Source organism: Corynebacterium sp. A21 (genome assembly GCF_052266655.1).
Classification (GTDB): domain Bacteria; phylum Actinomycetota; class Actinomycetes; order Mycobacteriales; family Mycobacteriaceae; genus Corynebacterium.
The window spans coordinates 250752-263766 of sequence record NZ_JBQPQY010000002.1 but is presented as its reverse complement, the minus strand read 5'-3'; the positions used below and the strand labels follow the sequence as shown (position 1 = coordinate 263766).

Annotated in this window: 14 protein-coding genes; 9 read left to right on the top strand and 5 right to left on the bottom strand. The window is 62.4% G+C overall.

All coding sequences use genetic code 11. The annotated features are described in order from the left end of the window. The first annotated feature begins 14 nt into the window (after nt 1-14). Together ACTU46_RS05325 and ACTU46_RS05320 are read left to right on the top strand one after the other, a co-directional pair. Nucleotides 15-929 carry an AEC family transporter gene (locus tag ACTU46_RS05325; RefSeq protein ID WP_443380089.1) on the top strand — a complete coding sequence of 305 codons (915 nt, stop codon included), beginning with the start codon at nt 15-17 and terminating at the stop codon, nt 927-929. Between the two features lie 177 nt (nt 930-1106). Next, a complete protein-coding gene (locus tag ACTU46_RS05320; protein ID WP_443380086.1) occupies nt 1107-1274 on the top strand; it encodes a hypothetical protein in 168 nt (55 codons plus the stop codon). On the opposite strand, the gene arsC is transcribed toward ACTU46_RS05320, so the two are convergent. Genes arsC through ACTU46_RS05305 form a run of 3 tightly spaced genes read right to left on the bottom strand, consistent with a single transcriptional unit; the run spans nt 1271 to nt 2835 of the window. Continuing rightward, a complete protein-coding gene (arsC, locus tag ACTU46_RS05315) occupies nt 1271-1618 on the bottom strand; it encodes an arsenate reductase (glutaredoxin) (RefSeq protein WP_443380083.1) in 348 nt (115 codons plus the stop codon). The two genes, ACTU46_RS05320 and arsC, sit on opposite strands and share 4 nt — an antisense overlap. Before the next feature lie 19 nt (nt 1619-1637). Further along, on the bottom strand, nt 1638-2174 hold the full coding sequence (locus tag ACTU46_RS05310) for a DUF402 domain-containing protein (protein WP_443380080.1): 537 nt from the start codon (nt 2172-2174) through the stop codon (nt 1638-1640). A 7-nt stretch (nt 2175-2181) separates the two neighbouring features. Then, nucleotides 2182-2835 (bottom strand): Rv1157c family protein, encoded by a 654-nt coding sequence (locus ACTU46_RS05305; RefSeq protein WP_443380407.1) that lies wholly within the window; start codon nt 2833-2835, stop codon nt 2182-2184. Nucleotides 2836-3194: 359 nt separating this feature from the next. On the opposite strand from ACTU46_RS05305, the gene typA reads away from it, so the two are divergent. The 6 genes from typA to dapC all read left to right on the top strand — a co-directional run bounded on the left by typA (nt 3195) and on the right by dapC (nt 9572). Further along, nucleotides 3195-5108, top strand: a complete 1914-nt coding sequence (typA, locus tag ACTU46_RS05300; protein ID WP_443380077.1) for a translational GTPase TypA — start codon at nt 3195-3197, stop codon at nt 5106-5108. Nucleotides 5109-5191: 83 nt separating this feature from the next. Beyond that, on the top strand, nt 5192-6781 hold the full coding sequence (locus ACTU46_RS05295) for an ABC transporter family substrate-binding protein (protein ID WP_443380074.1): 1590 nt from the start codon (nt 5192-5194) through the stop codon (nt 6779-6781). Beyond that, nucleotides 6766-7653 carry an N-acetyl-1-D-myo-inositol-2-amino-2-deoxy-alpha-D-glucopyranoside deacetylase gene (gene mshB, locus ACTU46_RS05290; protein ID WP_443380406.1) on the top strand — a complete coding sequence of 296 codons (888 nt, stop codon included), beginning with the start codon at nt 6766-6768 and terminating at the stop codon, nt 7651-7653. The genes ACTU46_RS05295 and mshB overlap by 16 nt, the downstream gene beginning before the upstream one ends. Further along, a complete protein-coding gene (locus ACTU46_RS05285) occupies nt 7653-8054 on the top strand; it encodes a hypothetical protein (RefSeq protein WP_443380405.1) in 402 nt (133 codons plus the stop codon). The genes mshB and ACTU46_RS05285 overlap by 1 nt, the downstream gene beginning before the upstream one ends. 60 nt (nt 8055-8114) lie before the next feature. Continuing rightward, nucleotides 8115-8438 carry a ferredoxin gene (fdxA, locus tag ACTU46_RS05280; RefSeq protein WP_443380071.1) on the top strand — a complete coding sequence of 108 codons (324 nt, stop codon included), beginning with the start codon at nt 8115-8117 and terminating at the stop codon, nt 8436-8438. 30 nt (nt 8439-8468) lie between these two features. After that, nucleotides 8469-9572, top strand: coding sequence for a succinyldiaminopimelate transaminase (gene dapC / locus ACTU46_RS05275; RefSeq protein WP_443380068.1), 1104 nt, complete (start codon nt 8469-8471; stop codon nt 9570-9572). A 5-nt stretch (nt 9573-9577) separates the two neighbouring features. Here the strand turns inward: dapC and ACTU46_RS05270 are convergent, their stop codons facing one another. Together ACTU46_RS05270 and ACTU46_RS05265 are read right to left on the bottom strand one after the other, a co-directional pair. Further along, nucleotides 9578-10936: an HNH endonuclease signature motif containing protein gene (locus ACTU46_RS05270; protein ID WP_443380065.1), complete on the bottom strand. Its 1359-nt coding sequence runs from the start codon at nt 10934-10936 to the stop codon at nt 9578-9580. A 140-nt stretch (nt 10937-11076) separates the two neighbouring features. After that, nucleotides 11077-11670 carry a TetR/AcrR family transcriptional regulator gene (locus tag ACTU46_RS05265; RefSeq protein ID WP_443380062.1) on the bottom strand — a complete coding sequence of 198 codons (594 nt, stop codon included), beginning with the start codon at nt 11668-11670 and terminating at the stop codon, nt 11077-11079. Between the two features lie 124 nt (nt 11671-11794). On the opposite strand from ACTU46_RS05265, the gene ACTU46_RS05260 reads away from it, so the two are divergent. After that, the gene (locus ACTU46_RS05260; protein ID WP_443380059.1) at nt 11795-12946 is read left to right on the top strand and encodes an MFS transporter; all 1152 of its coding nucleotides are present in this window, start codon (nt 11795-11797) and stop codon (nt 12944-12946) included. Nucleotides 12947-13015: the final 69 nt, after the last annotated feature.

Genomic DNA, 13015 nt, shown 5'->3' with positions numbered 1-13015 from the left:
CCCCAGGAGGCCACATGTTCGGCATTGTCACAGCTTTCGCCATCATCTTCTTGGTGATTGCCGCCGGTTATCTGCTCTCCCGCGTCGGGGTCATCCGCGGCGAGCCGGACCGGGACGTGATCAACCGGGTCGCCTTCTACGCGGCAGTTCCGGCACTGGTGTTCTCGGCGGTGGCCACGACCGAGATCGGGGATATCTTCTCCCCGGTGGTCGGTGTCAGTTTCCTGGCCATGGTGCTCACTGCTGTTCTGTATTGTGTGCTCTCCGGGCTCTTCCTGCGTCGCGATCTCCCCACCACCGCTGCTGGTGCGGGTGCCTCGATGTACACCAATACCGTCAACATCGGGCTGCCGGTGATGGTTTATGTCATCGGAAACTCCAGTTACATGGCACCGATCATGGTGATCCAGATCGTCATCTTCACCCCGATTTTACTGGCGGGCCTGGCTTCTGGGGGAGTGAGCCTCGCGCAAATAATGAAAAGATCGTTGCTCAGTCCGATCGTGCTGGCCTCGGTGGCCGGTGTGCTGGTGTCCTTGAGCCCCTGGTCCATTCCGCAGGCTGTAATAGAACCCTTCAGCATCCTCGGTGGGGCGGCGGTGCCCCTGGTGCTCCTGGTCTTCGGGGCCTCGCTCAGCTCCACGAAGGTGCTGGCATCCCGGGAGGATCGCCCCTCGGTGATCACCGCATCGCTGGTGAAACTGCTCGGTATGCCGGCCATCGCCTGGGGTCTGGGCCTGCTCTTCCAGCTCGACACTGAGCAGCTTTATGCGGTGGTGATTCTGGCGGCGCTGCCCAGCGCTCAGAATGTGTACAACTTTGCCGCGACCTACGGCAAGGGCGAAATAGTCGCCCGGGACACGGTGTTCATCACGACCTTCGCCGCCTTGCCGGCGATGCTGGCTATCGCACTGCTCTTTGGCCGCTGAGTGCAGTGGTCGTTGAGCCGTCAGAACATGAGGGTTTCATCGTGTTTTGCCTGCGTGGGGGTGGTTTCAGGGGGTTCCGGCTTCATTAAATGACCCAAGCTTCCTACAATGACCTATATCGCACTAAGGCGAAAAGGTGGTTTAGGCCACAATATGAATCCGGAAAAGGGGAGCATCATGGGTCTTGAAGTCCGTGCCAGCGAAATGAAGGTCTGGAAGACCTTCACCCTTGAACGGCAGTTGGATGTCATCATCAACGCCGATCGGCTCCTGGCCTCCCGGGGTGAGCCCCGGGGCACCATCTGTCTGTCAGACACCATCGCGGCTGACCTCATGGGGATCTAGAGAATGTCCCCGATCACCTCGACGGGGCGACCGATGCGCACGCCCTTCCCGGTGACCACGATGGGTCGCTCGATCAGTTTGGGGTGGGCCACCATGGCGCTGAGTAGTTCCGCTTCGGGGGTCTCCAGGCTCAGTCCCAGCTCCTGGTACAGGGCTTCTTTGGTGCGGATGCCTTCGTGCGCACTGATGCCGGCACGGTCGTAGAGTTCCCTGAGCTTTTCGACGGTGGGCGGATTATCCAGGTACTTCACCACGGTCGGGGTGATGCCGCGCTCCTCAAGGTAGGCCTTGCCCTTTCGGGAGGTGGAGCAGCGCGGGTTGTGATAAATCGTTGCCTCGGTCATGGGGCCGAGTCTAACCGGACTAGTCCCCGGCGGGGACCAGTTCTACGTGCTCTGCCCAGGTCAGCTCGATACCCTTGGAACGGAGCCACTCCATGGCATCGTCATCGTGGCGGGTGATGCCATCCACGGCGGAGAGGGTGGTGTCAATCGCGGTCTCCGCTTCGGCGGCGGTGATCAGTCCGGCGGAGGTGGCGGCGGCGAGCTCGTCGATGTCGAGAACATCGATGGGTTCACCGGTGACGGAGACCAGGTCGACGTAGAGGTCCCGGGTGGTCCACACAGTGCCTTTGACCTCGATTTCGGCGACATCGAAGTAGTAGTTCTGGCGGGCTTCCACGCCTTCCCGGAAGTGGAAGATATTGGCGCGCAGCCCGATCTCGGGCAGCAGCCAACTTTCGAGGTAGCCGAATTTAGGGTGATTTGCACCGCGGGCCATGTAGAGGCCGAAGTCGGTGCGGGTGAACACATCCACCTCGCGGAGATAGCCCTTGGGGTCGACATTGGTGTGTGTGTCGAGGTCAAAGGTCTCCGACTTAACCGGGTGCAGCTGCGTCATGATGTCGCTATCTCACTTCCACGAGGGCCCCGGTGGGGACAAAGGAGCAGATGGCGTCTTCGGTGTGGACATCGCCGGTGGCCATCGCGAGGATGGTGCCGTGGCCGGTGTCTGCGGTACCGGACAACGTTGCCGGGCCATCGGGGTTGATTCCGTGGTTGCCCAGCGCAGTGGTTCCGGTCTTCAACGTGTTGATGTTGATCCAGTGCACGAACATCCCACCCTGCTCCGGGGTTGCAGGGGAGGTGCCGAGTGCGGTGAAGACGAAGGCGGTCTGGCCGACGCCCGCTCCGGGGAACGGGATTTCGACTGGGCCAGGCACTGCGATGGCGGAACCCACCGCATCTGCCTGGCCGCCGATGCAATCGCCGGCCACGGTGGGCCAGGCGAACTGGGTGAAGTTGGGGGCGTTCTCCGGCAGTTCGGGGCCGCCTTCGCCGCCGCCCTCAAAGAATGCGACGGCGGTGAGGATCGGGCCACGGAGCTCTGCCGGCATCCAGGGCTGGTTGACGAAGTCGCGGGCCTGCTGGAGCACCTGCGCATTCGGTCGCCCGAGCTGATCCAGCGGGAGAGATGAGGACAGCGGATTTGCTGCCGCGGTGCCCATGCCGGCCCCTGCCAGAAGCAGGGTGGTGCCCAAGATGGTGCTGATTCTTCTGATGGAGTTTCGCACGATGGCCTTCCCGGAAATTGAGGTGTGAGTCAGGTGAGTTCACATTGGTATCTTCCATAACAATATTCACTTCTGTCTCACCGTCAATGCGGAATGAGCCTGAGAACGTGATCTGCCAGTTCAGGGAGTCGGGTGGATCACCTTCTATTTTCTGATTCGCTCCGGAGGGAGGCTTTGTTACACGAGCCGCAATCGCACTAATTACTACAGTCATCATTAAGGTGGAAAGATATTCCTTCACCGCCTTGGTGAGTCTGACAGTGCATTTCGGTGAAGTAGGGAGTAACATATCCGCCGTTAACCATCGCGCCTGTTGTGCGACCAATATCGGTAGGAGTACCCCGCTAGTGACCCATCCTGAGTTTCGTAACGTCGCCATTGTCGCGCACGTCGATCACGGTAAGACCACCCTCGTCAACGCAATGCTGGAGCAGTCCGGTGTCTTCGCTGACCACGGTGGCGTCTCTGACCGTGTGATGGACTCCGGTGATCTGGAGAAGGAAAAGGGCATCACCATCCTGGCCAAGAACACTGCCGTCCGCCGTAAGGGCGCCGGCAAGGATGGCAATGACCTGATCATCAACGTCATTGACACCCCGGGTCACGCCGACTTCGGTGGCGAGGTCGAGCGTGCGCTGTCCATGGTCGACGGTGTGGTTCTGCTGGTCGATGCTTCTGAGGGCCCGCTGCCGCAGACCCGCTTCGTGCTGGGCAAGGCGCTGGCCGCCAAGATGCCCGTGATCATCTGTGTCAACAAGACCGACCGTGCGGACGCCCGCATCGACGAGGTTGTTGAGGAAGCCCAGGACCTGCTCCTGGAGCTGGCCTCCGGTCTGGAAGACGAAGAGGCTGCACAGGCCGCCGAGCAGCTGCTCGACCTGCCGGTGCTCTACACCTCCGGTCGTGAGGGCAAGGCCTCCAACGACAATCCGGGTAACGGCAACGTTCCGGATTCCGATGACCTGCAGCCGCTCTTCGACACCCTCTATGAGGTGCTGCCGGAGCCGACCGCGAACCTGGATGCCCCGCTCCAGGCTCACGTCACCAACCTGGACTCCTCTTCCTTCCTGGGACGTATCGGCCTGATCCGCGTGTTCTCCGGCTCCATCAAGAAGGGCCAGCAGGTCGCGTGGATCCACTATGACGAAGAGGGCAACCAGCACACCAAGACCGCTAAGATCGCGGAACTGCTGCGCACCGTCGGTGTGACCCGTGTGGCCGCCGATGAGGTCATCGCCGGTGACATCGCCGCCATCTCCGGTATCGATGAGATCATGATCGGTGACACCCTGGCTGATCCGGAAAACCCGGTCGCGCTGCCGCGTATCACCGTCGATGAGCCCGCACTGTCCATGACCATCGGTGTGAACACCTCCCCGATGGCCGGCCGTGGCGGCGGCGACAAGCTCACCGCCCGCGTGGTTAAGGCCCGGCTGGATCAGGAACTGATCGGTAACGTTTCCCTGAAGGTGCTGCCGACCGAGCGTCCCGACGCCTGGGAGGTCCAGGGCCGTGGCGAAATGGCACTGTCCATCCTGGTGGAGACCATGCGCCGCGAAGGCTTTGAGCTGACCGTGGGCAAGCCCCAGGTTGTCACCCAGATGGTCGACGGCAAGATCCACGAGCCCTACGAGATCATGGTCATTGACGTGCCCTCCGAGTACCAGGGCAACGTCACCCAGTTGATGGCTTCCCGCAAGGGCCTCATGCAGGCGATGGACACCACCCCGGGTTCCGATTGGATCCGCATGGAGTTCCGTATCCCGGCCCGTGGCCTGATCGGTTTCCGCACCACCTTCATGACCGAGACCCGCGGTACCGGCATCGCCAACTCCTACTCGGATGGCCTGGATGTCTGGGCCGGCGAGATCAAGGACCGTGCCCAGGGTTCCCTGGTCGCCGACCGTACCGGCAAGATCACCGCATTCGCGTTGACCCAGCTGGCTGACCGTGGTGCCTTCTTCGTCGAGCCGGGCGCAGAGACCTATGAGGGCCAGGTCGTCGGCGCGAACAACCGCGAAGAAGACATGGACATCAACCCCACCAAGGAGAAGAAGCTCACCAATATGCGTGCAGCTTCCGCGGACACCACCGTGACCCTGAACAAGGCTCACGTCCTCTCCCTGGATGAGGCCATGGAATTCTGTGGCAACGACGAGTGCGTCGAGGTCACCCCGGAGATCCTGCGCGTGCGCAAGCAGATCCTCACCGCCAACGAGCGCGGCCGCGCCCGTTCCAAGGCAAAGCAGATGAACAAGTAATCCTCAGCTGAGCCAGCAGGCCTGTCGTCTCCGGACGGCAGGCCTTTCCTGTTTTTAGTGATATCACTGGTAGAAAAGCAATTGTGAGAAGTCGATCCCGTCTGTTGTCCATCACCGCCATCGCCCTGGCGGCCTCTCTGGCGGCCTGCTCCGCTAATCCCGGACCGCCACCGGTGGAGGAAACTACGACGGCGGCGGAGCCCGCAACCTCCACCACGTCCACCCCCACCAGCACCGAGCAAGTCGCGCGTTCGACTATCTCGATCGGCATTGATCCGCTGCGCAACGGCCTGAATCCGCACCTGTTGTCGGATGACTCCGCCTTCGTGCAATCCCTGGCGAGCCTGGTGCTTCCCAGTCCCTTCCACAATGGGGAGCTGGACACGAATGTCATGGTCTCGGCGGAGGAGGTGGCACCGGTGGGGGAGGCGGTGCAGACCCTGCGCTACGTGATCAGCCCGGAGGCGCAGTGGAGCGACGGCACCCCGATCACCGGTGCGGACTTCAACTATCTGTGGCGTTCGATGATTGTGACTCCCGGGGTGATTGATGCGGCCGCCTACCATTCGATCAGCAGCATCCGGACTTCTGCGGCTGGCAAGACGGTGGAGGTTGATCTTTCCCGTCCACTCGCCAGTTGGCAGGGGCTTTTTGCGCATCTGTTGCCCAGCCATCTGGTACAGCCGGCTGGAGCCGATTTTGCGCAGGTGTTGCTTGACAATGTCCCGGCCTCCGCCGGGCGTTTCATGGTCCAGGCGGTCGATCGTTCCCGGGGAATGGTCACGCTGCACCGGAATGATCGGTTCTGGGGGAGTGATCCCGCTTTGACCGATGTGCTCCATTTTCGGGAGATCCGTTCGGTGGCCAGCGGCACGGACCAACTCCGCTCCGGTCAGGTTTCTTTCCTTGATATCACGCCCCAGCAGACCTCTGTGGAGGCCTATAACCTCATGGTGGACAATCAGGTTCGCACCCTGGAGACCACCCGCGAACTGCAACTTTCCTTCAACACCGCATCGCCTTCCCTGGAGACGGCGTCGATACGCGCGCAGTTCGCCTCGCTTATCGACGTCCCGGTCATCGCCCGGCTTGCCGCCGGGCGGAGCAGCAACCTTGGCGTGCCCGACTTTGCCTCGCCCAACGACGATGCCACCGAGCTTCGTGAGCTGAGTGCGGATGAGCCGCTGCGGATCGCCGCCGACCCCGCAGATGACACCGCCTCAGCAGCGGTGCGGACCCTCATCGATATGCTGGCACAGCAGGGCGTCCGCGCGGAGCTGGTGGCTGCGGAACTCAGCGAAGTCGCGGAGACCGGGTTGCCGGCGGGGGATATTGACGCGGTGGTCACCTGGCGTAATTCCCTCGGCTCCCCGGTGGATGTGGCCAGCGCTTACCAGTGCCCGCCCAGTGAAGAATCACCGCGTACCGGCAACCTCACCGGCTACTGCGTTTCCGGCACCGATGCCGTCCTGGATTCTTTCCTGGCGGGTTCCGCCTCCCCCGGGGAGATCACGGAATTCGTGGCCGGGCTGGAGAATCTGGAGCATCTGACGGTTCCGCTGCTGCGGGAGACGAGGGTGCAGGTTTTGGGGGGCGGTATCGTGGGAGTGGACCCCCTGCTGGAGAATTGGCCCAGCGGAATTTCATCGGCGGCTTCCTGGAGGATGCAGTAGTGACTAAGGATTTGAGCGGCTATCGAGTGGTGGCGGTCCACGCCCACCCCGACGACGAGGCGATCTCCACCGGCGGTGCGCTGGCGGATCTCGCCCGACGCGGTGCCGAGGTCACCGTGATCACCTGCACCCTCGGCGAACAGGGAGAGGTCATCGGTGAGCCTTATCAGCACCTGGTGGCAGATCACGCCGACCAGCTCGGCGGTTTCCGCCTCGGTGAGTTGCGTGCTTCCCTGGCCATCCTCGGTGTCGCTGGCCACCACCTCGGCGCTCCGGGCATGTTCCGGGATTCCGGCATGGTCGGCGATCCGGCACAGGAACACCCACGGGCCTTCGTCAACTCCGGTGCCCGGGCGGTGGAGGTGCTCGTTGAACTATTGCAGGAGCTGCAGCCGCACCTGCTGATCACCTACGGCCCTGATGGCGGTTATGGGCACCCGGATCATATCCGGGCGCATCAGATCACCCACGAGGCCGCAGCACAGCTCAGTGTGCCACGGGTGCTCTGGGCGGTCACCGATACTGATGATCTCAACGCAGGCCTGGCGGCCATCACCACGGTGCCGGCCGGCTGGACGCGCGGTGACATCGCTTCGGTGGGCACCAGTGACCTTGCCATCACCCTCGATGACTTTTCCTATCATGCCAAGCGTGCTTCGATGCAGGTCCATGCCACCCAGGTCTGGATTGCCGACGGCACTGTGTCCCCGACGAATCCGGTCGCGGCCTTCGGGTCCGGGGATGGGGTGGTCTGGGCACTGTCGAATCTGATCGCCCAGCCGCTGTTGCGTCGGGAGCACTACCAGTTCGGCGCCGGGCAACCGTTGCCGGAGGGCGCCACCGGACTACTGGATGGCCTTACCCGGGGGTGATTGAGGTGAGCACAAGAGGTTTTATTCACCAGGATTTCGGTCGCGCCGAAGCTGCCGGAGGTTTGTTCTGGCTCTCCCTCGGGGCCCTGATTTCAGTGCTCCTCGAGGTGGTCTATCTGGGAAGTTGGATCATGCTTCCCGGTGGTCAGGCCATTGCCTTCCCCTATACGATCGCCTTCGCATTTTTCTTCACCATGGTGTTGAGCAGGACCGCAGTGCTCTGGACCGATCGGATGGTCATCGCCGCCATCCCGCTCTACGTCTGGATCGCCGGGTATGCCATGCTGATGATGTGGCCCGTTTTCAGCGGTGACCACTTACTTGCTTCCACCATCCGCAGCGTATTGTTGCTGGCTGCTGGCGTGGTAGGTGGCATTTGGCCCCTCATCAAGGCCAAGTGACATAATAGGGGAGCGTTTCACCCAAAAATTCCGCGACTTTATTGGAGTACCGAGTTCCTCATGACATATACAATCGCACAGCCCTGTGTTGACGTCTTGGACCGTTCCTGCGTTGAAGAATGCCCCGTTGACTGTATCTACGAGGGCAAGCGCATGCTCTACATTCACCCGGACGAGTGCGTCGACTGTGGTGCTTGCGAGCCTGCTTGCCCGGTCGAGGCTATCTTCTACGAGGACGATGTCCCAGACGAATGGTTGGCCTACAACGATGCCAATTCCGCCTTCTTCGATGATCTTGGCTCGCCCGGTGGCGCTGCCAAGGCCGGTCCGCAGGATTTCGATCACGCCTTGATCGCTGCGCTGCCGCCGCAGAACCAGGAATAATTTTCACACCGGCCTAGCAAGAGGAGAACAATGACGCGCACCCCGCTGGGAGCTACCCTCCCGGACTTCCCCTGGAACTCTCTCGACCAGGTGAAGGCCAAGGCTGCCGCTCACCCTGACGGCATCGTCAACCTCTCGGTGGGCACCCCGGTTGACCCGGTCGCACCCAGCATTCAACTCGCCTTATCTGAGGCTGCCGCGGAACCCGGATATCCGCAGACGGTGGGTACTCCGGCGCTCCGCCAGGCGATCATCGCTGCGCTGGCCCGTCGCTATGGGATGAGCGGCCTGGCTGAGAATGCGGTCCTGCCTGTTGTGGGGACCAAGGAAGCCATCGCCTGGCTGCCGACGCTATTGGGGATCCGTGGCACCGTCGTCATCCCGGAGGTCGCGTACCCCACCTATGAGGTGGGTGCGCTCATCGCTGGTGCCACGCCGATGCGGGCAGATTCGCTTCTGCAGATCGGCCCGGCGACCCCGGATCTGATGTTCATCAATTCGCCGGGAAATCCGACAGGCAAGGTCCTGGGGCTGGAACACCTGCGCAAGGTGGTCAAGTGGGCGCAGGAACGCGGTGTCATCCTCGCTTCCGATGAGTGTTATCTCGGCCTGGGTTGGGAGGACGACAATCAGCCGCTCTCCATTCTGGATCCGGCAGTCTGCGATGGTGACCACACCAATCTGATTGCCATCCACTCGCTCTCCAAGTCCTCCAATCTGGCCAGCTACCGCGCCGGTTTCCTGGCCGGGGATCCCGCGTTGATCGCCGAATTGACCGAGGTGCGTAAGCACGCCGGTTTGATGGTGCCGGGTCCGATCCAGGCTGCCATGGTCGCCGCCCTCGAGGATGATGATCAGGAAGCTGGACAACGGCTGCGCTACGTCATCCGACGGGCGAAACTGATGCGGGCACTGATCCAGGCAGGCTTCCAGATCGACAACTCCGAGGCTGGTCTGTACCTCTGGGCAACTCGTGGGGAGAACTGCCGCGACACCGTCGACTGGCTGGCCGAACGCGGCATTCTCGTGGCTCCCGGCGACTTTTACGGACCCTCCGGTAGCCGGCACGTGCGCGTTGCGCTGACCGGCACCGATGAGCGTATCGACGCCGCGGTGGCCCGACTCTCCGCTTAGCAGGGTCAGAAAGGCGGCTCCTCATCGTCAATCCGGGAATTACCCGGCTTCGACGGGCGGGGCCGTTTCTTGGCTTCCTGTTCCGCCCGCTCTCGTTCCTTGGCCCTGGCCCGCTCCTGGCGTCCGGTCTGACGCTGCGCCAGGGTCTGATTCCAGTGCTTCTGGTTGGGGGCGAGCGGGCCTTCCGCACGATTCACCGTCCAGGTGCCCTCGGAAAACAGCCAGTACACGTCACCGGTGTACGGGTCGAGCAGATAGTGCACCTGCTCATCGGTTTTCCGATTGTGGTGGGTCTGGCAGAGCGACAAGAGGTTGTCTGCACTGGTGGGACCGCCGTCTCGGTAGTTGATCCGGTGGTCCAGCTGGGAGCGGCTGGCGGGGCGGTTACAGCCCGGCCAGCGGCAGACCCCATCGCGGCCCTCCACGGCCGCCCGAAGGGCCGCGGTGGCTTGATAGGAGTTCACCCGCAAGGTGCCGGCGGCGTCGGCATCCCTGATCAGCTTCGCGGCTGCGGCCATGGCTTCAGTCTCCCGGGGATCCAACGTTCCGAAGGGCTGCAGGAAGCCGGGGGCGTCTGGCAGGTCTTTCGCCTTGTAGAGGTTGAGGGTGATGGCCACGGTGACACTCATCAGGAAAATCTCGATGAAGGCCTGGGTGAAATTGATGGCCTGGGACGACGCTCGGGCACGGACCGCCTCTTCGATCTTCGTGGCGGTGCCCTGGTCTGTCCGAATCTCGAACATCACGCTGCCATCGGTCTGTGGAGTGGAGCGGAAGCTGCTGGTGAAGTCATTCTCGGGAGGTGGTTCCGGAGCCGTAGGTGAATCCTCCGCAGGATGTTCTGCTTCGGAATCTTCGGAATCTTCGGCGCTTTCCGGCTCCGCTGGCTCTGGGGTCAGCGCCTTGATGACCGACTTGATGGCCTTGGTGATGGTTCCGGAGACGGGGAGGAGCTCGTTGGGCTTGGCGGGTGTGAGAAGATCGCTCAGCCGCTCATCGAGGCACTCCCAGAAATCCTGGTCTGTCCGGAGCACAACCGGGATGCCGGTGAGCTGGAGATCGATGGAGCGTAGCCGAGCCATGTCAACGTGGAAATATGTCTCGATTAAAGCCCGGAGTCGGGGCAATTGGTCGAGGGTGTCCAGGGCGTAGAGGTTGGCGGCAATGAAATTGGAGTGCATGCCGTTGGATCTGGTGATGGTGGCTGAAAGCTCGATGAAATCACGCTCCCGGCCCTCCGGAGAGGTAGGCAAAGCTTGCCGCCAGGCGAGATATTCGGCTTTGCGGACCTGGCGGAATGCTTGGGCGAGTGGATCGTTGGGGGAACTGACGGAGTGGAAGGCGGTGGCAGTGGTGGTGGTCACGGGGACAGGTCACCTCCTTGAAGGTGAAGGGTCGCAGTGGAAAATTAAACTAGCTCGTGTGTTCGAATCTGACCATAGGGCAGCCCCTGGACACGTCTACCCCCGCGGGTGACCCCGTCTCCGATATGTGTCGCTCAGGGCTAATTTATCCGGCTGTCCTGTACGAAAGTCTCGATGGCCGCAATGGCGCGTTCGGCCACGTTGTCCAACCGCTCCGCGCCTGCGGCCATGATCGTCCCATCACACACTGCGGTCATCATCTGTACGTCCAGATCCCGAAGTCCGCAGGACGTTGCCAGGGCGCGTAGGTCCGTTTCGCCGGTCTGCCGGTAGCTGCGGAGGCGTTCCGCCAGGATCGGTGATTCCCGCAGTGAGTCCATGGTGGAGGCCACCGTGCCTATCAGGGTCGAGTCCTCGATATTCGGGCCGAGCCAGAAGTGGAGGGCGTTCCGGGAGAAGGCGTCGCGGGCGGGGTTGGCTGCGAGGATCTTTGCGGCCGTCGCCGCCCGCTGGGTCTCCATATCGTCCATGCAGGCCACGAGCAGTTCTTCGCGGGTGGAGAAGTAGTAGCGGATGGAGGAGGGGGGAACCTCTGCCTGCGTGGCGACGGCACGGTGGGTCACCGTGGACATTCCCGAGCTCAGTAGGAGCTTCAGGGCGGCATTGAGGATTCTTCGGCGCTTTTCGGCACCGCGGGGTTGCTCGCTTCGGGAGGATGTCGGGGAGGCTTCCATGATGTCCCAGGCTAGCTGGTGGATTCGCCTCAGGGCGAAAAGTTGCACAGTCGTACAACTTTGTTTAAAGTGACCTTTCATTCTCCCGTGTGGGTGCGCAGTCTGGAAGGTAAATGTAAAAGAAATGTCCCATGACTTAATCTCTGGGGAGGGGACACCGCTCGCCTCAAACCGGGTTCCGGTCGCGGTACTCCTGACGCTTGCCGCCATCACCGGTGTCATTCCTTTCGCTGCGGACATGTATCTGTCCTCGCTGCCGTCGATCAATGCCGAGTTCGACGCCCCAACCTGGCTGGGGCAGCTCACCCTCACCGGTTTCCTCCTGATGCTCGGCATCGGCCAGCTCTTCGGCGGTTCGGCCACCGCGCCAGTGATGTGGGTGCTGGTGGCCTTCCGGCTCTTGCAGGGTCTCGGTGGCGCTATTGCAGTGGTAGTGGCCAATTCCTCAGTACGCGACCGAGCCAGTGGGGCAGCGGCCACCAGGCTGTTCTCGGTGATGCTGACGGTCTCCGCACTGGCGCCGATCATTGCCCCGGCGCTCGGCGGTTTCCTCGAGTCCGGCTTCGGCTGGCGCTCGGTTTTCTGGGCGATGGCCGCGCTCGGCATCCTCACGCTCGGGGCGTCGATACTGTTCCTCGGAGAGTCCCTGCCGGTGGAGTCCCGGCGTCCGCTGGCGCTGGGGTTGGCCCTGTCCGGCTACGGGCGGCTCCTGCGCTCGGGGCGGTTCATGCTCCCGATGGGTGCGCTGTGGCTGCTGTTCATGTTTCTGTTCAGCTACATCGGTGGCGCCTCCTACGTCTACCAGGGTGAGTTCGGGCTGGATCCGGCGGTCTTCGGACTCGCTTTCGGTGCCACCGGCATTGTCCTGCCGGTCGGCGCGATTAGCGCGAACCGCTTAGCGGAGAAGGTGGAGGCCGGTCGGCTGGCGTTCTTCACGGTGCTGATTGTGACGATTGGAGCTGCAGTGGTCCTGCTCAGCTCCCTGGCCGGGGCGTCGATCTGGTTCCTGATTGCCGGCATGGCGATCGGTCTGCTGGGACTCGGGGCAGCGGAACCGGTGCTGATGAGTCTCTCGCTCAGCCGGGCGGAGAGGCACTCTGCCGGCAGCGCGGCGGCGTTGATGGGGGCGGGCCAGTACATTCTGGGTGCCGCAGCTTCAGGTATCGCTGGTTCGCTCGGGGTGTCGGGGGCCGTAAATTGGGCGGTGCTGTTGGTGGGATTTGCGGCGATCTCCCTCCTACTGACCTTCTTGGAGGCTCGACAAGGCACTCGTTGACTCCGTGTGGATTCACTGATTTGCTTCACCGAGGATTAAACTAGGTGTCTCATATCAGTTAACGGTCCG